The organism is Pristimantibacillus sp. Z349TD_6, from assembly GCF_056173205.1.
In genome coordinates, this window is sequence record NZ_CM149662.1 from 5,673,155 (window position 1) to 5,697,500 (window position 24,346).

Sequence of the window (24,346 nt, forward strand, 5' to 3'; positions counted from 1 at the left end):
GCTATCTCTTTTTGGAAAACGACGCTCAAATTTTTACTGCGCGTCTTTTTGTTCTCTAACATCTTGTTTAAGAAGCACATTAACAAAATATTTGCGAGCATCCGCCGTCTCAATCAGCAGCGAAGCCTCATCTCCGCCGGGGTGCTTAAGCTCCAGCCAATCGCCGCTCAGCCCTTCACGTACAGCAGTAATGACATACTCCTGATTCAAATACGCATCAATCTTGTTTTTCTCCTCGACGAATTGCTCATAGGCGGACATGCCTCTTCCTCCTTTGGCGCTATGCCTTCCTTTATCCCTCATGTCGCAAGGCAGCCATGTGAAGAGCAGCTACCGATTAGCACCCTTATAAGGAGCCCGCTTCACGTATCGTCCAGTCCCAAGAGAGCCAACAAATTGACAATCTTGAATAACAAATTCACCGCGTGATAGCACGCTAACGGGCAAACCTGTCACCTTCAATCCTTCAAACGGGTTATAATCAACGTTCATATGATGTGTTTCTGCTGAGAGAATACGCTCTGCTAGCGGATCAAAGATGACGATATCCGCATCACTGCCAACGGCAATCGTCCCCTTCTGAGGAAAAAGACCAAACAGCTTGGCGCTGCGCGTCGATACAATGTCTACGAACTGATTAAGCGTAATGCGCCCTTGATGAACGCCCTCCGAATAAAACAGCGAGAATCGATCCTCTATAACGGGGCCGCCATTTGGAATTTTACTGAAATCCCCCCGCCCCAAATCTTTCTGTCCGTCAAAATTAAAAGAGCAGTGATCTGAACCCAGCGTTTGCAGCTGGCCGCTCTTCAGTGCATTCCAAAGCACCTCTTGATGGTGCGCTTCACGAAGAGGCGGCGACCATACGTATTTTGCCCCTTCAAAATCCGGCTTCTCCAGCTGCGACTGATCGAGCACCAAATATTGCGGACAAGTTTCGCCCCACACGTCTACGCCTTGATTGCGCGCCTCTGCGATTTGCTGGACTGCTTCGGCGCATGTCACATGCACGACATACAGTCTCGCTCCAGCAAGCTCGGCTAGTTTTGCTGCCCGTCCAGTTGCCTCTCCTTCAATAATCGATGGTCTCGTAAGCGCATGATAAATAGGCTCGGTGTTGCCTTCCTCCAACGCTTTATGAATGAGAAAATCGATGACATCGCCATTCTCAGCATGGACCATCACCATCGCTCCATGCTCCTTGGCTGCGAGCATCGTCCGAAACAACGTGCCGTCATCCGCTTGAAACACATTTTTGTACGCCATAAACACCTTCAAGGAGGTAATGCCCTCTTCATTAATAATCGATGGAAGCTCGGCAAGCACTGCATCGTTTATTTCACTAATCATAAGGTGAAAGCCATAATCGATAACGGCTTTTCTGCCTGCTTTTTGATGCCAAGCCGCAATGGATTCCTTAAGTGGTTTCCCTTTTGTTGTCAAGCAGAAATCAACGATCGTTGTAGTTCCTCCGAAAGCTGCAGCTTTTGTGCCTGTCTCAAAATCATCCGCCGTAACCGTGCCGCCAAACGGCATATCAAGATGGGTATGTGGATCAATGCCGCCTGGAAATACGTATTTGCCTGTTGCATCGATAATCTCATCCGCTTCCGATTCGAGGTCAATGCCGATTTTGGCGATGATGCCTTCCTTAATTAGCACATCAGCTTTATACGTGTCGGCTGCCGTTACAATAACCCCATTTTTAATGAGCTTCACCGTCATCCTATACAGCCTCCTTCTTATCGCCATCGTCAGAATCATTGCTTTTTCCCAGTGACGCAATTGCCGCTTGCCGTTGATTCCAGCTTAGAGCTGGCTCCGTCGATGGAACCTCTACCATCTCAATTGCACCTTCAACCGGGCAAACAATAGAACAAAGGTTGCAGCCTACACAATCTTCCTCGCGAACCTTCAGGTATGCTGCGCCAGTATCGTCTATATGCCGCTCAATACACTGATGCGACGTATCCTCGCAAGCGATATGGCATTTATTGCAAACGATGCAAATATCCTGTTCAATTCGTGCAACGACCGCGTAATTAAGGTCAAGATCTCCCCAATCCGAATAGCGCTCTACCGATTTGCCTATTAGCTCATTGACTGATTGTAAACCCTTTTCATCCAAATAATTGTTCAGACCGTCGATCATATCCTCTACGATGCTAAAGCCATGATGCATGGCCGCTGTACATACTTGAACACCAGTTGATCCCATCAAAATAAACTCAACCGCATCCCGCCAGCTCGATATTCCTCCAATACCGGAAATGGGCACCCCGACTAAAGGATTTCGGGCACATTCCGCAACCATATTAAGCGCAATCGGCTTAACAGCAGGCCCGCAGTAGCCCCCATGCGCGCCTTTTCCGCCAACATGCGGAATCGTATTCCATGTATCGATATCCACTCCTGCTAGCGAATTAATGGTATTGATCAGAGAGATCGCATCCGCTCCTCCGCGAACGGCTGCTTTCGCTGTCGCGGTAATGTCCGTAATATTCGGCGTAAGCTTGACTATGACTGGCGTCCTCGCTGCCTCCTTGACCCACATTGTCTGCATTTCAACCAGATCAGGCTGTTGTCCGGAAGCAGCGCCCATCCCCCGCTCCGCCATGCCATGTGGACATCCGAAGTTCAATTCCAGTCCATCGACACCGACAGCCTCTACTTTTTTTACAATTTCATGCCATTTCTCGCGTTTAGGCTCCACCATCAATGAAACGACAAGCGCATGCTCCGGGAATCGCTTCTTTGTCTCGTAAATTTCCTTTAAGTTCACTTCAAGCGGGCGATCCGAAATCAGCTCAATGTTGTTGAATCCTGCTACTCGTTGGCCATTAAAATGAATAGCTGCAAATCGCGAGGATGTATTAATAATTGGATCGCCCAGCGTCTTCCATACCGCTCCGCCCCAGCCCGCTTCAAATGCTCGCTGAACCTGATAGCCGGTGTTCGTTGGCGGCGCTGATGCAAGCCAAAAAGGATTTGGAGAAGCTATGCCTGCTAATTGAATGCGCAGATCAGCCATCGTTTTCCCTCCCTGCAACTAGCGTTTTGTAAATCGAATAAGCTGCCAGCTTGCCTTGCTGTGCGGCGGCAACCACCATCGCATCCCCTTGACCTTCACCGAAAATAACGTCGCCAGCAGCGTAAATTTTGGGATTAGAGGTCTGATAGGTTTCCGTATTCACCATCACTATTCCTCGTTTATGATGCAAGCCCAGCTGCTCAATTAGCGGTAAGTGACGTGTCTGACCAATTGCCTTAATGACAACATCAACATCAAGCAGGAAAGAGGAGCCTTCTACCGGTGTCACCCTCTTTCTTCCTCCTTGTTCATCCTCTTCAAGCTGCATCCTCACGCATTCAAGCGCCTCGACATTTCCATCAGCATCTCCGATAATCCGGCTGGGAGCGCTTAACCATTCAAACTCCACGCCATCTTGCTTCGCGAATTCGAATTCAAAATCGTAGGCGGTCATTTCCTCTCTCGTCCTGCGGTATACCATCTTCACCTTCGAAGCCCCGAGCCTTACCGAGCAGGTGGCCGCATCAACCGCCGTATTGCCCGCACCGATTACCGCTACACGTTTTCCAGCAAAGTCATTTGTAAGCTCCGTTTTGGTCGCTTCTACAAAATCAATGGCGTCATACACACCGTTTAATTGTTCGCCCTCGATGTTAAGATAAGGCACCTTCGACATTCCTATCGCAAGTAAAACCGCATCATACTGCGCCAGCAGCGAATCTGTGGCTATGCCAGAGCCAATTGCTGTATTCGTCCGAATATCAACGCCCAGCTTCTTCACCTGATCAACCTCCCACAGAGCGATGCTCTGCGGCAAACGAAACGAAACGATGCCATATGTATCCAGACCGCCCGCTTGTTCCTTCGCTTCGAATATCGTAACGGCGAAGCCGAATCTCGCAAGCTCGCGCGCAGCAGACAGACCTGCTGGTCCGCCGCCTATAATTGCGACCGATTTGCCGTTGCTTTGACCCGCTGCGAACAGCTGTTGATTATTTTTTATCGCCCAATCCGTAGCATAGCGCTGCAGGCTGCCGATCATAATCGGCTTTGAGGATTCGTTCATTACGCATGCGCCCTCGCACAGCTCCTCAGTCGGACATACTCTGGCGCAGGTCGCTCCAACGGGATTGGCATCCATAATGACGCGAGCAGACCCCTTCATATTGCCGGAAGCAATTTTTTTGATAAAAGAAGGGATGTTAATGCCCGTCGGGCACGCTTTTATGCACGGAGCATCGTAACAGTACAAACAGCGGTTCGATTCCTCTATAGCTTCCTTTGGCCGCATGCCTGCCTTCACCTCTGCAAAGTTTCGCCGCAGTGATTCGACAGGAATAAACACCGTCTTTCCTATCGCGCCCATGCCCATCTCCTCCTTATTCAATTTCAATATTTTTATAGGTTTCAAATATTCAGTCACGCTGAAAGCATTACATGTCTATAACCCGGGCTAGAGTTACTGGTCTACTATAATCGTTCACTTTTAGTCACTTAATCTGTGCGCTGTTCGGTATAGAAGCTCTACACCGAGTTCGATATCTTCCGGTGATGAATATTCCTTCGGATTATGACTTATCCCGTCCTTGCAGCGAACAAATATCATTCCGTAGTTGCAAACATAAGACATCGTTAACGAATCATGGAACGGGCCGCTCATCAGAACGGGCGGGGCAAGACCTATTTTCGCCGCTTCCTCCTGCATAAGCTCCCTAAGCTCAGGCGCGCAGTAACGCGGATCACTCCTCGTATCCTCACGAATCGTGTACGTCAAGCCATGCTCTAAACAAACAGCATCTATCCTTGCAAGAAGCTGTTCCTCCAGCCTGTTCCTGCGACTCCGATCAATATCACGGAAATCAACGGTGAAGCTTACTTTCTCTGCAATAATGTTGCGCGAGTCCGGAAATACCGACAGCGAACCAACCGTTCCTACAGTCGGTGCGCCAGCTTCAGCGCTAGCTAATTCGTGGAGTGCGATGATAACCTTAGCGCTGCCGACCAATGCATCCTGGCGCATAGACATTGGCACGGAACCCGCATGTCCTGCGAAACCAGTCATTTCTACCGTCCACCAGACAGGGCCGGATATGCCGCTGACGATTCCAATCGGTTCATGGAGCGACTCCAGCACTGGACCTTGTTCAATATGCAGCTCCAGAAAAGCAGCTATCCGCCCTTCCTCAAAGACATATCCTTCAAACGCAGCAGGATCACATCCAAATGCGATCAACGCCTCTCTGCGAGTCACACCATTTTTATCCGTCCGATCAAGCTCCCCCTCCTCAAGCTTCCCGGTCATTCCTCTTGCGCCAAACAACCCTTTGTTAAACCGGCAGCCTTCTTCATCGCAAAAAGCGACAACTTCAATATTTCTAGCTGGTTTAAAGCCTTTTTCAACCATCGTTTGAACGGCTTCAATTGCCCCTAATACCCCAATCACGCCATCGAATCGTCCGCCGTACGGCTGTGAATCAATATGGGAGCCAAGCATAAGTACCGGTGCTGCCGAGTCAGCTCCTTCTAGCACGCCGATCAAATTGCCGAACGGATCTATCCGCGCCTCCATCCCCGCTTCAAGCATCCAACTCCGCACCAGCTCTACACCTGCCAAATCCTCCTTCGACAGCGCCAGCCTGCAAACACCTGTATCACCGATTTTGCCAATCTGAGCGAGCTCATCAATACGCCTGTGCAGCCGCTTCGCATTAATGCTGAGTTCTTTCACCACTCTTTTATCCGCCTCCCTCAGACACCGAAAACCTGAAGCAGCGTTTCGGCGATAAATGCAATCTCATCATCCGTAGTCGACAAAGGCGGGCTCAGCGTCAAAATATTCATAAAACCCGGCACTGTATCGCCATTTTTGCTAATGAGCAGTCCTTTTTGCTTGCACTCCGCAATAATAGCAGCAACTCTAGCCGCAGATGCCGGCTCCTTTGTTCGTTTATCCTCAACCAGCTCGATACCGATAGCCGAACCAAAAATTCGAAGCTCGCCTACGTACTGATGTGATTCAAGCGGCTTGATTCGGCTAAACAGCTCTTTGCCTATATAGGCAGAACGGCTGACTAAATTTTCACGTTCTATAATTTCTATGTTTTTTAGGGCCACTGCGCAGGATACAGGATTGCCTCCGAAGGTATTCACATGACGGAAATGATTGTCTGCTCCGCTTTCTTTGAAGCTTTCATACATTTCGGCGGACACTGCCGTTGCAGATAATGGAGAATATGCGCTTGTCAGCCCTTTCGCCATCGTCACTATATCAGGCCTTACCCCGAAATTCTGATGTCCAAATTTCTCTCCAGATCGCCCGAAGCCACAAATGACCTCATCAACAATGAGCAGGACATCATGCTTATCGCAGATCTTTCGCAGCCGAGCTAAATATGGATCAGGCGGCACAATCATTCCACCTCCGGTAATAACTGGCTCAACGATAATGCCAGCGACCGAATCTGCACCCTCCCATAGGATGGCATCCTCATAGGCTTGAGCGCATTGCATTTTGCAGGAGCCTTTCGTTTGCCCGAAAGGACAACGATAGCAATAGGGCGGAGGCACATGGGAAAATCCCACACCTAGCGGCTCGTATCTCAGCTTGCGCTGCGCTTGCCCTGTGGCGCTAAGTGCACCCATAGAATTGCCGTGATAGGCGCGGTGGCGTGAAATGTATTTGTACTTAGAGCCCTTCCCACGTTGATGATGATACTGGCGGCCGATTTTGAAGGCGACTTCATTGGCATCTGAACCTGAGTTGGAGAAAAAAAAACGATAATCGCCAATGAGCCATTCATTCAGCTTCGCAGCCAGTTCAATTGCTGGAACATGAGATTGAATGAGCGTCGCATAAGCTACTGTCTTCATCTGTTCCGCAGCCGCTTCAGCGATTTCGACCCGGCCATGACCGACATTGACGCACCACATCCCGGACATGCCGTCGAAATAGCGATTCCCGTCCATATCCGTTAACCAGCTTCCTTCTCCCGACACGATAACCATTGGATTCTCATTATGAGGAGAAATATGATGCCATAAATAGTTCCGGTCCTTCTCTAACAGCGCTGCTTTGTCTTCTTCATTCATTGCTGCTTCATTCACGCCCATGCCTTCCTTTCCTCCTTCGCGGCTGCCGCTTCTATAATAGAACGAACCGTGGATGAGACCATCAGCGGTCCTTATAGACTAGCGTATGCGGCTTCTTCGCTGCTTCTTCCAAATTGTTTCTGAGATTGCTGCTATGACTCAAAAATAACCTCGTAAAGCAAGGCAGGAAGCTTGGAAAAGATACCTATTTTTCGGCGGAGTTAATCTTCTAGAAGCTGTTTATGGGGATAAATTCATGTGATCCCTGTTCATTTTCCCTCACATAACCGCTCTGCTCTTGAATATATTGAGTAACAGACAAGAAATAAGCGATGAGCATGTAAGGCTTTTTTTCATTCTGCAGCGTTAACATAATGGAATGAGGTGAGGGAAATGGAGTCAGAGCCGCTATTTATTGTTTCAAGGGAAGATTGGTCGCTCCACCGCAAGGGTTATGAGGATCAAGCGCGACATCAGGAGAAGGTGCACGAAGCCATTAAGCAAAATCTTCCCGATCTGGTTTCCGATGAAAGCATCGTATTGTCCGATGGCAGGCGAACGATCAAGGTCCCTATTAAAAGTCTCGACGAGTCCCACTTTATATACAACTACAACAAGAAGCAGCACGTCGGACAAGGCGATGGTGACTCTCAGGTTGGGGATGTGCTCGGCGTCGATCCACAAGCAGCTAAGGGGCCCGGCAAGGGTCAGGATGCAGGCGACCAGCCCGGAGAAGACGTTGTTGATACTGAGATAAGTATCGATCAATTGGAGGATATGCTGTTCGAGGAGCTGGAGCTTCCTAATCTGGAGCAAAAGCAAAAGGATCAGCTGCAAACTACCGAAATCGTTTTTCACGATATTCGGAAAAAAGGCATTATGTCCAATATTGACAAGAAGCGAACATTAATTGAAAACCTGCGCCGCAACGCAAATGCGGGCAAATCCGGCATTGGCGGCATTTCGCCTGACGATCTTCGTTACAAAACATGGAATGAGGTCATCAAACCCCAATCCAACGCGGTTATTCTTGCCCTCATGGACACATCGGGAAGCATGGGCTCGTTCGAGAAATATTGCGCGCGCAGCTTTTTCTTCTGGATGACACGCTTCTTAAGGCGCAAATATGAGCATGTGGAAATTGTGTTTATCGCGCATCATACGGAAGCAAAGGAAGTTACTGAGGAGGAATTTTTCAATCGTGGGGAAAGCGGCGGCACCATCTGTTCGTCCGCTTATCAGAAAGCGATCGACATCATCGATAGCCGGTATCCGACTCCCAATTGGAACATATACCCGTTCCACTTCTCTGATGGCGACAACCTAACTTCAGACAACGAACGCTGTGTGAAGCTAATCGGTCAGCTAATGGAGAGAAGCAATATGTTCGGATACGGAGAGGTCAATCAATACAATCGAAGCAGTACTCTGATGTCCGCCTACAAACACATCAACCACAAAAAGTTTATGTATTCGGTGATTAAGGAGAAAGGCGAAGTGTACAAAGCGCTTAAAACCTTTTTCTCCAAGCAAGTGACCGGTGCCTAATAAAAGCACAAAAAAAAGCCGTCCCGATGGGTTCAACCCATTCTGGACGGCTTATTCGCATTTTGAATAAACATCCCTTCAACTTGTAAGAACAGAATCTGATTCCTCATTATCTGGATCGATCCCTTTCGTTTCTTTGCCAAAGAATAAAACCGTTAGCGCGCCTATCACAATCGTTACAAAAAAGATCATAAAAATAGATGGTATCGCGACTTGTTTAGCAACGAGCATCCCAACAAGATAGGGCCCAATAATACCCCCGACCCGGCCGAATGAGGCGGCAAAGCCGACGCCAGTTCCTCGAACAGCTGCTGGGTACAGCTCCGGCGTATAGGCGTACATGCCTCCCCACGCTCCAAGGTTAAAGAAAGAGAGACAGATGCCCGCAGCCAGCAGTACCCCTTCTGTTTCCGCGCTGCCGAACCAAAGGGCGCTGCCCGCAGTTAGCAGCAAATAAACCACTAGCACAAATTTTCGCCCAAACTTCTCGATAAAATAAGCAGCAGTGAAATAACCCGGCAGCTGGGCGAGTGTCATAATCAGAACATATTGAAAGCTTTTCACCAAATCAAAGCCCTTGAGCACCATGACGGAAGGCAGCCAGAGGAACATGCCGTAATAGGAAAATACGACTGTAAACCATAAGATCCACAATGTTACTGTCGTTTTTCGGTAGCGCAAGGACCATATGGATTTCATTCTGTCGCTTAGACTCAGCTTGCGGCTCTGCTGCGCATTGAAGCTGGGCGAGTCTTTAATAGCTCTTCTCAAATATAGGGCAAAAAGTGCAGGAACAGCACCTAGCGCAAACGCCATCCTCCATCCGTAATCGGGAATGATGAAGTAGGCAATCAAAGCCGCAGCAATCCACCCGATCGCCCAGAAGCTCTCCAATAGGACGACTGCCCGCCCCCGCTCCTTGGCAGGGACAGATTCCGATACAAGCGTCGACGCAACTGGCAGCTCCCCGCCAAGCCCAAATCCGGCTATGAAACGCAGCGCGCATAAGACGATAAAGCTCGTTGCCAGAGCGGACAAACCGCTCGCAATGGAGAAGATCAGCAGCGTCCAGAGCAGGATCGCCCTGCGTCCGTATCGATCGGCCATCAAACCGGATACAGCGGCACCAACTGCCATGCCGATCGAATTAATTGCCATCAGCAACCCTACTTGTTGTGAACCAAGCTGCCATTCTACTGCCAAAGCAGCTACGATAAAGGAGATCATTCCGACCTCCATCGCATCAAAAAGCCAACTAAGCCCCGCGCTAAACAACAGTTTCCGCTGTTTCGGCTCGCGCAGCAATGTCATTTTACTCATATGTAAACCCCTTACCCTATGCTCAAGCTCTATTTGACTAGGCGGCATTTTCTATTTGTATGGATATCCTACTCTATATTACCACGTTTTCAAAGTTTCTAATGATTACAGCCCTATTACAAAGAATATACCCTCTACAAGGCGACAACAATCATCATGCAAAAAAAGAAGAGCACCCATGCTCGCTCAGCCATGGAATCGCTCTTCTTTATATAAGTGTATCCTCACCCTTACTTAATCAAATCATCGCGCAGCGGCGTGAAGGAATCGAGCAGCGCCGAGGCTTCCAATGCCGTTACCCCGTGCCTCGCCCCGCATGGTATAACGATGGACTCTCCTTGCCGGATCACTTGCTTCTCGCCGTCAATTGTAAATTCAATGGCGCCCCTCAAGCAATAGCTCAGCTGCTCATGCGGGTGAGCATGCTCATAACCAACCGCACCAGGCTCAAAATGAACCTCCATCAGCATCAGCGTTTTTCCCGGCTGCAAAATTTTACGTGTAACGCCAGGCTCCGCATTTTCCCATACTCCGATATTGCTCATCCGATTTCCTCCTTTAGCTTCTACCATCCCATTTGTCTAGCCATGCTCCGCCATCGTCCCACATCAGCGAGTACTCATCCCTGATACCATCTGCTGTAAATGTCATTCGGTAGCTCTGATCCGACATTTCCGTAATCTGCAAAGCTTCCGCATTTACTAGCGTTTCCGTTTTCTCTATTTTTTCAATAACCTCTACTGTTCCTATAGACTCTATTGTATCAGCATAATCTACTGATTCAACGTTCCCCACCAGCTTTGCTCCTTCGGACAACGGCTCTTGCTCCAAATCATAAAACAGCACTTGCGCAAAAACGATCGTTTGGCTGGTTTTCACCTGCATAATAAGTGAGGTCCGGTTCCGATCCGGCGGGTTATCCGGTGTCAAAGCCGAATAGATCTCCACAGGCTGAGAACTCCACAGATGCTGCCTCAAGCTCCCATTCTCCATTTTATAGCGAAAAGTTAGTGATCCTTCGGAAATTCCACCAGCCACAAACCTGCTTTTGTGCTTAAACCATTGCTGATCAAGCCTGCTTAAGCATACATCTGTCGATTGCCAGACCTTGTGCTCTTCCTCTTCAAGCCTCCCGCTAAAATGATTCATCCAGCTGATTTCCTGCGGCTCGCTTACATCTACCTTAACCATATCAAGTAAATAATGCTCAGTCAGCACATTTATTCTTCTAATAGAAGCACCTTCATAAGCCAAGAGATCCCATGGACTAAGCTCCGGGGGCAAAATAATCCGGTCCTTCATCTCATACGCTTCCGCTTTCCAGTCTACCATCGTTTCTGTCCATATTCCCCACGGGTGCTGCTCAAACCGAATAACCCGCCCATCCGCCGGAGGCTGGTCGGCGCCATTTAGGCACACCGTATTATGCGAGAAGGTATGCTTAAACCACCCATAATGCGCAGGCACGCCATAAGCGGTCGTGCCCGGATCAACGAGCAGCGGCACTTCCCCGCATACGACGGACAAGCCGAGCCGGTCCATATGGTCATGCTCGCCGCCGAACTTGCTGTGCTTAATGAACGCCTGCCAGCGCTTCGCATTGACCAGCTTCGTTATCCCACTCACAGGCATAGATACTGAACGTTGTGATGCCTTCCACAGCTGTTCGCCTTCAGAAGCGTCCGCAGGTGCAAGCTCACAGCCAAACAATAACGCTAGAATAGAGTCTCGCTCCACTGTCTTCACGCCTGTAAATGCCGTTTCCGCCCACGGCGTGCCATATGCCGTATTCAGCAACGAGCGATAGAGCTCATCTCCGAAAATATCCAGCGCTATTTCATAATAAGGCGCATAGGTATGAATGCCGCCCGCGCTTCCTGCATCATTGAAAGAAGGCATATAGCCATTAGGCAATATCCAGTAAACCGGATAATCAAACATCGATTGGAGGCCAGACTCCTGCCAAATATCCCAAGGCGTCCCTTCCGCCATAAGTGCGTAATTCAGCAGCGACTTGAACGCATAAAAATGATACTGAACATTCCCCTCGTACCACAGTCCGTCAGCAAAGCGGCCCCGCTTCATTTGATCATGCAGCCCGTACTCTCCAGAGAGTCCGGCATGAATAATCCCCTCATCGTTCAGCAAAATGCCCAGGGATGCGATCGCGGAAGTAATTAGCACCGCATGGTTATGGATTTGCTCCTCCTTGTGCGCGATTAGAAAATGCACGCAAGGCTCCAGCAAGCCATAGCGGATATGAGCCTCTTCCTCTTCAGACAACGAAGCCCGAATGAATTGAAAGCCTACGGACAAATCAATAATCCAATGCGCCTCGTCAAGCGTCTGGGCAAACAGCTTACCCGGACCGTTGTACGGGATGCTCCCGTGAATTTTATACCCTTCGTAATTGTCTGCATAAGACAGAAGAAACTGCTTCGTTTGATGGAGCAGCGCTTCATCCGGCTCTATAGTGTGAAGCATCGCCATATGATAAACCGCGCGGCCTATATTCGCATGCACAAAGGATGTCCATGCAGAGTCAAAGGGTTCGCCAGACCAAACCGTCCCGCATACCGGACATACATGCGCGTGCGGTTGCTCCCAATCAAAGGAGAGCTTCGCCCCGTCATGATGGCAGTAGTACTGATGCATCCATTCTCCATATTCTGCCGGACCTATCATATACGAGATGCGTGATGCCTCTTCCGCTTCCTGTCGCAGCAGCCGCATAGCCGCTTCAAACTGCGGCAGACATGCGTTTGTTCTCATTTTCACCAGCCGTTTATCATTCATAACGCATGCCTCTTTCCCTACCCTTTCAGTGATCCTGCCGTCATCTGCATAAATGATTTATTCGCGAGCATGTAGACGATAAGCAGCGGTAAAATCGACAAGCAAGCCCCGGCCAGCATATAATGCGTCTGAACCGCCGCCGACGCTCCGTAGCGCAGGTAGGAAAGTCCCACCGTTAATGTTTGCAGCTCGGGCGTATTCATCGTAAAGACGAGCGGCCTCAAATATTCGTTCCACGCCCCGCAGAACGTGAACAACGCTCCCACTCCAAGACCCGGTCTAAGCAGCGGCAAAATAATTTTCCAAAAGATGCCTGCATTAGAACAGCCGTCAATCCGCGCCGCTTCATCCAGCTCTCTGGATATTCCTTTCAGGAAACTAAGCAGGATGAAAAAAATATATGCGTGGCCGCTGATTAATATCAAAATAACGCCCCATAAAGAGGTATGCAAATGCAGCTTGATCATCAGCTCGTATTGGGGGCGAATGACGACCGCACCTATCGAGATAAACATCGTCGATGCTTGTATCGTCACGAACAAACCTTTGCCCGGAAAATTCATCCGTTCTACAACATAAGCAGCCATCGAAGCGACGATAAGCGTGCCAATTGTTGTCATGCCGCTAAGCATGAGACTGTTCCAAGTAAAGCGGGAAAAGTTCGCTTGTACCCAAGCCTCCGCATAGTTTTCAAAATGCCACACCGATGGCAAAATGTTGCCACCCGTAGCGATCTCTGCATTCGACATAAATGAACCAAACAACGTAACAATTATGGGAAACAAGATCAGGAGCGCCGTTGCAATCAAGAAAATCCAGAGCAGCAGCTGACTGCCTAATTTCCCTGTGCGAAGCGGTTTTCGTTTCTGGTTCGTTTGAACATGGGGTATAACTTCCGTCTTCATAGCATCCTCCCTTATTGCATTTTATTCATGCGATTAGACAGCAGATGGTAGACAAGCGTAATGATGCCTACAATGACGGCTGTAGTGAAGCCGACTGCGCTTCCGTAGCCGAACTGCTGGTCAACGACCGCACCGGAGGAAGGCGTAGGGAAAAATAGCTTATATACGTATAAATACATAACTTCAGTTTTTCCAACCGGGCCGCCCTCGGTCAGTACCATAATTGTTTCATAACCTTTAAGCGAGTTGATAATTGCCAGCATAATAACGATTTGCAGAACAGGTCCAAGCATCGGAATCGTCAAATACCAAAACTGCTGTCTTTTGTTTGCACCGTCTAGCGAAGCACTCTCATACACATCATTCGGAATATTCTGGAGTCCGGCCAAGAACAACAGCATATAGTTGCCCACGGCGCCCCAGATGGCAATAATAATCGTAGTCATCATTGCGTTTTTGGGTCCAAGCCAGTCAATTCGCTCGGAGATAATATGGAACTTAAGCAAATACTGATTCAGCACCCCGTTATACGAATTAAAAATAATAAAGAACACGACAGCCATAACCGCGGAGCTGATGACCGTTGGCATAAAATAGATCGCACGAAGTACATTGCGGCCTTTGAGCTTCTGGTTCAAAATAACGGCTAGCAGCAGGCACAGCGGTATTGTTACAATGAGCTTGCCGCCCGCATAAATGAACGTATTCACTACGGAGTCCCAGTACTGGGTATCAGCAAGCAGCCTGCGGAAGTTGTACAAGCCGGTAAATCTAGCTTCGCCATAGCCTTTATAATCATAAAACATATACCGGATAGCCCAGCCTAGCGGATAGATGCCTAGTACAACCGTTAGCAGCAGGCTTGGAAATAAAAAGAGATAAGAAAAACTCATTTGACGCGCTTTGTTCATCGTTTCCACTCCCGTACACTCTGTCTTAGGGGAAAGCAAAGGGTGGAGTCTGCACTCCACCCCGCATTGCTGTTCTTATGGTGAAGCCTTTATTTGGCACCCAGCTTCGTTGGATCAAAATCTGGTTTCGCTGCCGTGGTCACATCGCCGCTAGCAATCGCTTTATCAAGCGCCGCATTGTACCTTGTGTTCAAATCCTGAATGATCGCATCCAGATCCCCGCCGCCTAGCATATATTTAAAGAATGCATCATTGTACTTAATGCCCTCAATCGTAACAGCCGGACTTAATGGCCACGTAGCATCGTTGTCGCTTGGCAGGAAACCATCAATGCCATTGATGTCCGGTTTCGCGGCAACTGCCGAAATCGAAGGTACCATCGAGATGCCAAAGCCTTTTTCATGATACGTTTTCAAAATTTCATCGCCGTACATATACTCCATGAACCTCCACGACGCTTCTTGGTTTTTGGAGGAACTGCTCAGCGCCAGCCATTGGCCGCCAAGGAACGAGCTTGCTCCTTTGACTGTGCCATCAATTGTTGGCACAGGTGCCGCAGCCCAATCGATTTTCGCAGGGAATTGATTTTTGTATACACCCGGCTCGGAAGAGAAGGAAAGGTACATGCCTAGCTTGCCTTCCGCGAACTGCGCCCGCAGCGGATCGATATCAAGCGACTCCATGCCCGGCAGCGTGCTTCCGTCGTCATACATTTGTTTGAAGGATTGAATTATGTCTTTGAAGCCTGAAAAGTCGTATTTTCCAGTTTTAAAATCATATCCGAAGCCGCCGTAACCGCTCACTTCAGCAATGACACGTGCAGAACGGCCAAACGCGCTGTCCGCATTTTTGAAGTTTTGCGCGAAGCCGTAAGCGCCCTCTGCCTTGCCGACAGCCGTTACTTTCTTGGCTGCGTCGACCATTTCCGCAAGGCTTGTTGGAGGAGCGGCAATGCCTGCTTTGGCGAACAGATCCTTGTTGTACACCAGCCTTAATGTCGAGCCATAGTTTGGCAAGCTGTACATTTTGCCATCAATTTGATTAAAGTCCTGAATGACTGGGAACTGCTCCTTCATCTTGTCTGTCAGCATCGCATCAATCGGTGCAAGATAACCCTTAGTTACGTAAGTCTTGATCGTATTCTCCTTCACTCTGAACACATCCGGCCCCTGTCCGGAAGAAAACGCCAAGTCGATTGCCTGATCGTAATCATCCGTCTTGACGACCATTTCCACCTCGATGTTGTCCGTATTCGTGTCATTAAAGCTTTGAACAACCCCCTTGATATAGTCCATATCGTGGCGATCTCCGGTCCAATACACGATTTTTGTCTTTTTACCGCTTTTCGCTGGAGTTGTTGCGCCCTCCGATTCCGCAGGCTTGTTGGAAGCTCCGCTCTCAGCCCCTGGCGAATTGTTGTTTGTGCTTCCGCATGCTGCCAGTGATACGGCAAGAAATGAGCTCAGCACGATCGTTCCGAGTTTTCTGTACATTGGTGATCCTCCCTTTGTAGGTGAAACCGTTTGCTTGCTTCTTAACTATAAGAGATCAGACCTACATAGGTAATGTGGCTACCTTGCGAATAAGGGCAGATATTTCATGTTTATCAAAACCCTGCTTCTACGGCTTTGGCGACCTGCCTAAGGAGATTTCCTTAAACTCGGTCGGCGTAAGGCCGGTCTGCTTTTTGAATACCTCGCTGAAATAACGCCGGTGTTCATAACCAAGCTCCTGCGCGATTTCCTGCACTTGAAAGTCCTCGATTAGCATCGATTTCGCCCGCTCGATTTTGGCCTGCGTGACGAATTGCTGGAAGGTCGTTCCCGACACCTTCTTGAATAAATTGGAATAATAACCCCAGCTTAAATTCGCCTGCCTTGCGCAATGCTCCAAAGTTAGGTCAAGCTGCAAATGCGTTTTAATATAATCGATCGATCTATATATAATTTTTTGCGATTCGCTTGCCCTCTCCTTATCGATCAGCCTGCAGCCGATTTGGCAAAGCTCAGTCAACCATTGCCTATACTCCTGCAGCGACGAACGGCTTCCCCGTCTCGCCTCCTGCACCTTCGACTCAAACTCCTTTAGGCTGCTGCGTGGAAACTTCTCCAGCAGCACCCTGAGCATTCTGAGAGATAGGCCGTGAAAGAGATGCTCGACATCGCTCGGCTCGGGGAGCACGGAGGAGCTTTGCATTTCATCAAAAATGGAAGCAAGCCACTCTAATGTCTTCTCCTTATTGCCCGAGCGAAACCCGAATAAAAATTCATTTTCACTCTCTGTCGTATAAATCCATCCAGCGGCGCTGTCCTGCGCTTCTTGCTGGGAGCTAAATGCGCCATTTCCACCGGTATAGAAATGATAAGACAAGGCGCTGAGCGCTTGCTGATAACTCTTCGGGAGCTCACGCACACTCCCCGCCTCCATCCCTATGCCGATGGAAATAGTAAACTTCATGTAGCTGGCGATATTTTCGCAGCAGGAATCAGCAATCCGCATCAAATGATCCCCGGGCTGCGCCTGCATAATGCAGACGTAGCGATTAAGCGCCTCCCGAAAGATAACCGCCGATGTATGCTCCTTGATTGTCTCCTCAACGATATTTTGCAGGGAGAAACGCGCCAGCTCCAGCTCTTTCACAACCAAGCCGCCATATTTGTCCGTAAATTGGTCAATTTGAATCACCATGACCGCAAGCGGAGCCTGCAAAGGCGGCAGATCTAGAAATCCCCACCACTGTGAAATATCCGCCTCTTCGGTCTGATGATGGACAAGCAGCGACATATACTCCTGCCGCAGCGCGGGCAGACTTTCCTTGATCTTTTTCTCCAGCCCAATGACATGTGAACGCTCCCGTTTGTCTTGCTCTGATGCTTCTTTCGCCTTTAAGACAACTTTGATAATATCCTCGATTGAAAACGGCTTTTTCACATAATCAAGCGCCCCGTACTGAATCGCTTTTTTCGCATATTCAAAATCGGTGTACGCGCTCAAAATAATAATTTTGCTATGAGGCAGCATTTCCACAATACTTCGTGTCATTTCTAGCCCGTCCATCTTCGGCATTCGAATATCGGTCAAAATTATGTCCGGCGACGTTTGCCGGATGACCGCAAGCCCCTCCTCGCCATTCGTGGCGCTGCCGACCACCTCGATCCCATGCTCCGCCCAAGGGATTTTGTGCTTTAGCATATCTACTACACTTCGAATATCGTCTACAATGCACAATTTCACCGGTTGACTCATGTTACCCCATCCCTTCCGTCTGCTTCGGAATCCAAATTTCAATCCGGGCTCCGCCACTTTCATTATTGCTTATGATCATGCGCTGCTGGTCGCCGTAGTACAGCTGGAGCCGATGATAAATATTGCGGAGAGCATATCCCTCATCCATCGTCGTTGGATGAATAATCGAAGCCATGAGCTGCTCGGGAATGAGCCCCGTCCCATTATCCTCTACCGTCAAATGCAGCCAGTCCTCTTCCGATTGCGCATTAATATAAATTTCACCGCCTGATTCACGATCTTGAAAACCATGCAAAATGCTGTTTTCTACAAGCGGCTGAATGACGACTTTTGGAATTCCGCAGGCAAGCAGCTCCGGCTGCACCTCGATATGGCAAACGAACAGCTCCTCATAAGAAATCTGCTGAATAGCTAAATATTGGCGCACATGGTCAAGCTCATCCTCCAGCGTAATTAAGTCTCTCCCGCCGCTGAGGCTAAGCTGAAACATTTGGGATAAAGCCAGAATCATCTCATTTACGTCCTTATTCTCGCCAAGCACTGATTTGCAATAAATTGTATTCAGCGTATTGTAAAAAAAATGAGGGTCCATCTGTGCGGAAAGCGCCTTGATCTCAGCCTTTCGTTTCTCACTCTCCCGCACCTTGACGTCTTCAATCAGCTGCTTGATTTCGTCCAGCATCCGATTAAAGCGAAACCCCACCTGGGATACCTCATCTTTGTATTCGCTTTCGAAACGCACGTTCAGATCATTTTCTTCCACCCGTTTCATCAATCTTTGGAGACTGTACAACGGCTTTAACACTAAATAGATCATGTTGTTCGCTATGAATAATGACAGAACCATTAATCCCAGTATGACGTAAATCGTTGCTTTCTTGATGCCGTTCAGTTTCGCTAGCAGGTCGCTCTTCGACTGGATACCAACAATCATCCAATCATTCTTTACCTCCAGCCTTGCGTAGTTCACCAGATATTCCTTTTTCTTATCCTTATAAAAAAACGATCCCATCATTTCATCGCTCAGCTGTTTCGTGAATGCCGAATGCTTTGTCAACTGATCCTCCTGACTCGATCGATTATCTAAATTCACATCTTCGCCCTCTGAATCTACAAAATAATACTGTTTCTCTGCTGTCGACAGATTTTCCATAAACAGCTCATACAAATCATCTTGCTTTACATTAATGACCACATAAACATCCGATCGTTTCTCGCCCAGCTCGTTGACTCCCTCCACAACAAGAGAAATCACATCCTGTTTATCCATAAAAAAGGCATCCTTATGCCCTTTCGTCCAAAAGCCACGTTTTATTTCCTTGAAATGCTTATACAAATCCGAATCATAAAATGAGTTTGCCGTGTCCCGGACATTGGACGTATGATAATAATCGCCGATCGGCGAAGCAATCAGAATGCTGTCAATCATCGAGTCATTGAATTTTACCTGCGAAAAGACTCCCTGAAGAGAAGTCCACGTATTGTAGTAGTGGTCTCTGTCATTGTTTTGTGCATCGGTCATCACCTGCTTGAACGGGTCGCTGAACATAAGCGCACGAACGGCAATACCGATGTTCTTAAGCCGTTCATTTACGATTTGAGCAGATTGGTTGACCGTATCCTGACTTGTTTTGAGCGCATTCCTCTGTATTTCCTTCGAAGCGATCCAGTAGGCAATACCTCCTGTTGCTGTAAGGCCAAACATGATTAAAACAACGAAGGTCAGCCATATTCTGTGCTTGAGCGATAGAGAATAATATATTTTTTTAATAAACGCTTCCCAAGTTTTTTTGCTGAACATCATCATTCACCTCTCATCGCCTAAGTGGGCTTAGGCACACTCTTCTTTATTATAATGGAAGTTAAAATAGCTAAACATGCGGCAAAGTCAGGGATGAGGGCAGAATTCTAAAGATTTTAACATTGCTTTTGCAATATAAAATGGTTTGGAATAACAAAAAAACCTCAACCCCTGTAATGAGGTTAAGGCTTTTGGACGTACTTTACTAGATATTTAAATCAATGCCCATCTGATCTAAGCTTTTGAATAGATATCCTTGCCGGCGAGCCTCGTCTATAATTCTGCCGAGTGCCTCGGTATTGTCTTTGGAAACAGAATGCAGCAGGATGATCGCTCCGGGATGGAGCTGCTTAACAACCTCGTTATACGCATATTGAGATCCTCTTTGTGCATTTACATCCCAATCCTTGTATGCCACTGACCAAAATACATTCGTATAGCCGAATTGTTTGCTAGCGGCAAGCATCCGTTCGCTGAATATGCCTCTTGGTGGCCTCAGATACTTCATTTCCTTCTGGCCGGTCAGCGTTTCTACATGCTCCTTGACCTTATCAAGCTCCGTTTTGATGCTTGATTCTGAGAGGGTCGACATATCTGGATGACTCCAAGAATGGTTGCCTACAATATGCCCCTCCAGCACCATCCGCTTTAAAAGCTCCGGCTGATCCTTGACATAATGTCCCGTTACAAAAAAGACCGCTGGTACTTGTTTATCTTTTAATACATCGAGAATACGCGGTGTATATCCATTTTCGTAGCCGTTATCGAAAGTAAGATATAGCTCCTTTTGCGTTGTATCCCCTAGAAACAAAGCCCCATGCTTCGTTACGATTTCTTTAAAGCCCTCCTCATCGATCGAAGGCAGACGCCCCTCCACGCTTTTCTTAAACCCGAAGTGGAATACCCCTGGCTGCCCATATGCAGCTGCTGGACTTATTAAACCCCATAAGATCGCAATAAGCATGACAGCGACTCTAACCCTTTGCTTCAACAGTAAAGCCTCCTTATTCAATGAAGTGATTGCACTTCATCCGCATATTGCGTTTATATTTCCCCATAAACACATAAAAAAACCGCTATTTCTATAAGTCCTGTAGACTTTGAAAATAGCGGTTTATGTTGTGAATCATTCTGTTAAAAGATGGTCGGGACGACACGATTTGAACATGCGACCCCCTGGTCCCAAACCAGGTGCTCTACCAAGCTGAGCTACGTCCCGAGAAAAGATGGTGCCGTCGAGAGGACTTGAACCCCCAACCTACTGATTACAAGTCAGTTGCTCTACCAGTTGAGCTACAACGGCACATCGATTATGTCCACCATGTAGGTGGTTTTTGATGCTTGCTTGGCATAACCAAGAGGCATCTTAAGAAAAATGGTGCCGTCGAGAGGACTTGAACCCCCAACCTACTGATTACAAGTCAGTTGCTCTACCAGTTGAGCTACAACGGCGTAACGGTTATGTCTACCTTTGCAGGTAGTTTTGATGCTTGCCTGGCAACAACCAAGGAGCATCCAAAGAAAAAATGGTGCCGTCGAGAGGACTTGAACCCCCAACCTACTGATTACAAGTCAGTTGCTCTACCAGTTGAGCTACAACGGCATATGGATTTTTTTCACCATGTAAAGGTGTTTTGGTTGCGGGGGCAGGATTTGAACCTGCGGCCTTCGGGTTATGAGCCCGACGAGCTACCGGGCTGCTCCACCCCGCGTCATCTTGAAAGAAAAAATATGGTGACCCGTAGGGGACTCGAACCCCTGTTACCTCCGTGAAAGGGAGGTGTCTTAACCACTTGACCAACGGGCCTAGATAAATTGGAACGGAGAGAGAGGGATTCGAACCCTCGCACCACTTACGCAGTCTAACCCCTTAGCAGAGGGTCCCCTTGAGCCACTTGGGTATCTCTCCAAACTTGGCTCCCCGAACAGGACTCGAACCTGTGACAACTCGATTAACAGTCGAGTGCTCTACCAACTGAGCTATCAGGGAAAATATGGTGGGCCTTAGTGGACTCGAACCACCGACCTCACCCTTATCAGGGGTGCGCTCTAACCAGCTGAGCTAAAGGCCCTAAACATAAACATAAATCTTATGTAAGATCAATTGTTTATAATCAGGTAATCAAGTTGCGCCCTGAAAACTGGATACGAAAGATTAGGCTTGCTGAAGCCTTTATGCTGCTGTCTACTGGATGTATGGGTCACAGTAAACGTGTTTAGGATAAGCCCTCGACCGATTAGTATTCGTCAGCTACACACATTGCTGTGCTTCCACCCCGAACCTATCAACCTCGTCGTCTTCAAGGGGTCTTACATACTGGGAAATCTCATCTTGAGGGGGGCTTCACGCTTAGATGCTTTCAGCGCTTATCCCGTCCGTACTTGGCTACCCAGCGGTGCTCCTGGCGGAACAACTGGTACACCAGCGGTACGTCCATCCCGGTCCTCTCGTACTAAGGACAGCTCCTCTCAAATTTCCTGCGCCCGCGACAGATAGGGACCGAACTGTCTCACGACGTTCTGAACCCAGCTCGCGTACCGCTTTAATGGGCGAACAGCCCAACCCTTGGGACCTACTTCAGCCCCAGGATGCGATGAGCCGACATCGAGGTGCCAAACCTCCCCGTCGATGTGGACTCTTGGGGGAGATAAGCCTGTTATCCCCAGGGTAGCTTTTATCCGTTGAGCGATGGCCCTTCCATTCGGTACCACCGGATCACTAAGCCCTACTTTCGTACCTGCTCGACTTGTAGGTCTCGCAGTCAAGCTCCCTTATGCCTTTGCACTCTTCGAATGATTTCCAACCATTCTGAGGGAACCTTTGGGCGCCTCCGTTACATTTTAGGAGGCGACCGCCCCAGTCAAACTGTCCACCTGACACGGTCCCCGAACCGGTTTCACGGTTCTAGGTTAGAACTCCGATACGATCAGGGTGGTATCCCAACGTTGCCTCCACACAAGCTGGCGCTCATGCTTCAAAGGCTCCCACCTATCCTGTACAGATCGTACCAAAGTTCAATATCAAGTTACAGTAAAGCTCCATGGGGTCTTTCCGTCTTGTCGCGGGTAACCTGCATCTTCACAGGTATTAAAATTTCACCGGATCTCTCGTTGAGACAGCGCCCAAGTCGTTACGCCATTCGTGCGGGTCAGAATTTACCTGACAAGGAATTTCGCTACCTTAGGACCGTTATAGTTACGGCCGCCGTTTACTGGGGCTTCGGTTCACAGCTTCGGGTTACCCCTAACCGCTCCCCTTAACCTTCCAGCACCGGGCAGGCGTCAGCCCGTATACTTCGCCTTACGGCTTCGCACAGACCTGTGTTTTTGCTAAACAGTCGCTTGGGCCTTTTCACTGCGGCCCCCTCGGGCTATTCACCCTACCGAGGCACCCCTTCTCCCGAAGTTACGGGGTCATTTTGCCGAGTTCCTTAACGAGAGTTCTTCCGCGCGCCTTAGCATACTCTGCTCGCCTACCTGTGTCGGTTTGCGGTACGGGCACCTAGATCTCACTAGAGGCTTTTCTTGACAGCCGGAGTACATGACCTTCGCTACTGCAATTTTCGCTCCCCATCACAGCCCAGCCTTATGATCGACGGATTTGCCTATCGATCAGCCTCACTGCTTGGACGGACTATTCCATCAGTCCGCGTCACTGCCCTTCTGTGTCACCCCATTGCTCAAACGATCTTCGGTGGTACAGGAATTTCAACCTGTTGTCCATCCACTACGCCTTTCGGCCTCGCGTTAGGTCCCGACTTACCCTGAGAGGACGAGCCTTCCTCAGGAACCCTTAGGCTTTCGGCGGACAAGATTCTCACTTGTCTTTTCGTTACTCATACCGGCATTCTCACTTGAATACAGTCCACCAGTCCTCACGGTCCAACTTCAATCCGTATTCAACGCTCCCCTACCCAAGTACCATTAAGGTACATGTCATAGCTTCGGTGGTGTGTTTAGCCCCGTTACATTTTCGGCGCAGAGTCACTCGACCAGTGAGCTATTACGCACTCTTTAAATGATGGCTGCTTCTAAGCCAACATCCTGGTTGTCTTTGCAACTCCACATCCTTTCCCACTTAACACACACTTGGGGACCTTAGCTGATGATCTGGGCTGTTTCCCTCTTGACAATGGATCTTAGCACTCACTGTCTGACTCCCGAGTAGCACGTCTATGGCATTCGGAGTTTGACTGGACTTGGTAACCCTTGGCGGGCCCCGCACCCAATCAGTGCTCTACCTCCACGACGCTCATTCCTCGAGGCTAGCCCTAAAGCTATTTCGGGGAGAACCAGCTATCTCCGAGTTCGATTGGAATTTCTCCGCTACCCCCACCTCATCCCCGCATTTTTCAACATGCGTGGGTTCGGGCCTCCAGTGCGTGTTACCGCACCTTCACCCTGGACAGGGGTAGATCACACGGTTTCGGGTCTACGACCACGTACTTATTCGCCCTATTCAGACTCGCTTTCGCTACGGCTCCGTCTTCCCGACTTAACCTTGCACGTGATCGTAACTCGCCGGTTCATTCTACAAAAGGCACGCCATCACCCATTTAACGGGCTCTGACTTTTTGTAAGCGCACGGTTTCAGGTTCTTTTTCACTCCGCTTCCGCGGTGCTTTTCACCTTTCCCTCACGGTACTGCTTCACTATCGGTCACCAGGGAGTATTTAGCCTTGGCAGATGGTCCTGCCGG

16 protein-coding genes, 9 tRNA genes and 1 rRNA gene (1 of these 26 only partly in view) are annotated in these 24,346 nt (G+C 48.8%); 1 reads left to right on the forward strand and 25 read right to left on the reverse strand.

The features are described 5' to 3' along the window. Positions 1-33: 33 nt before the first annotated feature. The 6 genes from AC0VYE_RS24775 to AC0VYE_RS24800 all read right to left on the reverse strand — a co-directional run bounded on the left by AC0VYE_RS24775 (position 34) and on the right by AC0VYE_RS24800 (position 7,141). Positions 34-261 (reverse strand): hypothetical protein, encoded by a 228-nt coding sequence (locus tag AC0VYE_RS24775; protein WP_076270291.1) that lies wholly within the window; start codon positions 259-261, stop codon positions 34-36. 69 nt (positions 262-330) lie between these two features. Continuing rightward, positions 331-1,725, reverse strand: a complete 1,395-nt coding sequence (gene hydA, locus AC0VYE_RS24780) for a dihydropyrimidinase (protein ID WP_475443207.1) — start codon at positions 1,723-1,725, stop codon at positions 331-333. Position 1,726: 1 nt separating this feature from the next. Next, positions 1,727-3,031, reverse strand: a complete 1,305-nt coding sequence (gene preA, locus AC0VYE_RS24785; protein ID WP_076270293.1) for an NAD-dependent dihydropyrimidine dehydrogenase subunit PreA — start codon at positions 3,029-3,031, stop codon at positions 1,727-1,729. Next, entirely contained in the window at positions 3,024-4,397 is a 1,374-nt protein-coding gene (locus AC0VYE_RS24790) for an NAD(P)-dependent oxidoreductase (RefSeq protein ID WP_475443208.1), read from the reverse strand. The genes preA and AC0VYE_RS24790 overlap by 8 nt, the downstream gene beginning before the upstream one ends. 120 nt (positions 4,398-4,517) lie before the next feature. Continuing rightward, a complete protein-coding gene (locus tag AC0VYE_RS24795) occupies positions 4,518-5,762 on the reverse strand; it encodes a M20 family metallo-hydrolase (protein ID WP_475443209.1) in 1,245 nt (414 codons plus the stop codon). Positions 5,763-5,779: 17 nt separating this feature from the next. Continuing rightward, positions 5,780-7,141, reverse strand: coding sequence for an aminotransferase (locus AC0VYE_RS24800; RefSeq protein WP_475443210.1), 1,362 nt, complete (start codon positions 7,139-7,141; stop codon positions 5,780-5,782). A gap of 372 nt (positions 7,142-7,513) precedes the next feature. Here AC0VYE_RS24800 and yhbH point away from each other — a divergent pair, with 372 nt between their 5' ends. Beyond that, positions 7,514-8,668 (forward strand): sporulation protein YhbH, encoded by a 1,155-nt coding sequence (gene yhbH / locus AC0VYE_RS24805; protein ID WP_076270296.1) that lies wholly within the window; start codon positions 7,514-7,516, stop codon positions 8,666-8,668. A 78-nt stretch (positions 8,669-8,746) separates the two neighbouring features. Here the strand turns inward: yhbH and AC0VYE_RS24810 are convergent, their stop codons facing one another. The 19 genes from AC0VYE_RS24810 to AC0VYE_RS24900 all read right to left on the reverse strand — a co-directional run. After that, positions 8,747-9,988 carry an MFS transporter gene (locus tag AC0VYE_RS24810; protein ID WP_076270297.1) on the reverse strand — a complete coding sequence of 414 codons (1,242 nt, stop codon included), beginning with the start codon at positions 9,986-9,988 and terminating at the stop codon, positions 8,747-8,749. Positions 9,989-10,218: 230 nt separating this feature from the next. Further along, on the reverse strand, positions 10,219-10,533 hold the full coding sequence (locus tag AC0VYE_RS24815; protein WP_475443211.1) for a cupin domain-containing protein: 315 nt from the start codon (positions 10,531-10,533) through the stop codon (positions 10,219-10,221). A 13-nt stretch (positions 10,534-10,546) separates the two neighbouring features. Next, positions 10,547-12,784, reverse strand: a complete 2,238-nt coding sequence (locus AC0VYE_RS24820; protein WP_475443212.1) for a heparinase II/III domain-containing protein — start codon at positions 12,782-12,784, stop codon at positions 10,547-10,549. Between the two features lie 17 nt (positions 12,785-12,801). Further along, positions 12,802-13,689, reverse strand: coding sequence for a carbohydrate ABC transporter permease (locus tag AC0VYE_RS24825; RefSeq protein WP_475443213.1), 888 nt, complete (start codon positions 13,687-13,689; stop codon positions 12,802-12,804). Positions 13,690-13,700: 11 nt separating this feature from the next. Beyond that, on the reverse strand, positions 13,701-14,600 hold the full coding sequence (locus AC0VYE_RS24830) for a carbohydrate ABC transporter permease (protein WP_076270300.1): 900 nt from the start codon (positions 14,598-14,600) through the stop codon (positions 13,701-13,703). An 89-nt stretch (positions 14,601-14,689) separates the two neighbouring features. After that, on the reverse strand, positions 14,690-16,093 hold the full coding sequence (locus tag AC0VYE_RS24835) for an ABC transporter substrate-binding protein (RefSeq protein ID WP_475443214.1): 1,404 nt from the start codon (positions 16,091-16,093) through the stop codon (positions 14,690-14,692). A 127-nt stretch (positions 16,094-16,220) separates the two neighbouring features. Then, entirely contained in the window at positions 16,221-17,846 is a 1,626-nt protein-coding gene (locus AC0VYE_RS24840) for a response regulator (protein ID WP_475443215.1), read from the reverse strand. Position 17,847: 1 nt separating this feature from the next. After that, entirely contained in the window at positions 17,848-19,653 is a 1,806-nt protein-coding gene (locus tag AC0VYE_RS24845; RefSeq protein WP_475443216.1) for a cache domain-containing sensor histidine kinase, read from the reverse strand. 199 nt (positions 19,654-19,852) lie between these two features. Next, the gene (gene pdaA / locus AC0VYE_RS24850; protein WP_179089892.1) at positions 19,853-20,611 is read right to left on the reverse strand and encodes a delta-lactam-biosynthetic de-N-acetylase; all 759 of its coding nucleotides are present in this window, start codon (positions 20,609-20,611) and stop codon (positions 19,853-19,855) included. A 178-nt stretch (positions 20,612-20,789) separates the two neighbouring features. Beyond that, positions 20,790-20,866, reverse strand: a tRNA-Pro gene (locus AC0VYE_RS24855). 8 nt (positions 20,867-20,874) lie between these two features. Next, positions 20,875-20,950 (reverse strand) — tRNA-Thr (locus AC0VYE_RS24860). 73 nt (positions 20,951-21,023) lie between these two features. After that, positions 21,024-21,099 (reverse strand) — tRNA-Thr (locus tag AC0VYE_RS24865). 75 nt (positions 21,100-21,174) lie between these two features. After that, a tRNA-Thr gene (locus AC0VYE_RS24870) sits at positions 21,175-21,250 on the reverse strand. A 32-nt stretch (positions 21,251-21,282) separates the two neighbouring features. Further along, a tRNA-Met gene (locus AC0VYE_RS24875) sits at positions 21,283-21,359 on the reverse strand. A 20-nt stretch (positions 21,360-21,379) separates the two neighbouring features. Further along, a tRNA-Glu gene (locus AC0VYE_RS24880) sits at positions 21,380-21,454 on the reverse strand. A 14-nt stretch (positions 21,455-21,468) separates the two neighbouring features. Next, positions 21,469-21,556 (reverse strand) — tRNA-Ser (locus AC0VYE_RS24885). Positions 21,557-21,561: 5 nt separating this feature from the next. Then, positions 21,562-21,637, reverse strand: a tRNA-Asn gene (locus tag AC0VYE_RS24890). A 5-nt stretch (positions 21,638-21,642) separates the two neighbouring features. Beyond that, a tRNA-Ile gene (locus AC0VYE_RS24895) sits at positions 21,643-21,719 on the reverse strand. Positions 21,720-21,864: 145 nt separating this feature from the next. Beyond that, positions 21,865-24,346, reverse strand: a 23S ribosomal RNA gene (locus AC0VYE_RS24900) (it continues 451 nt past the right edge of the window).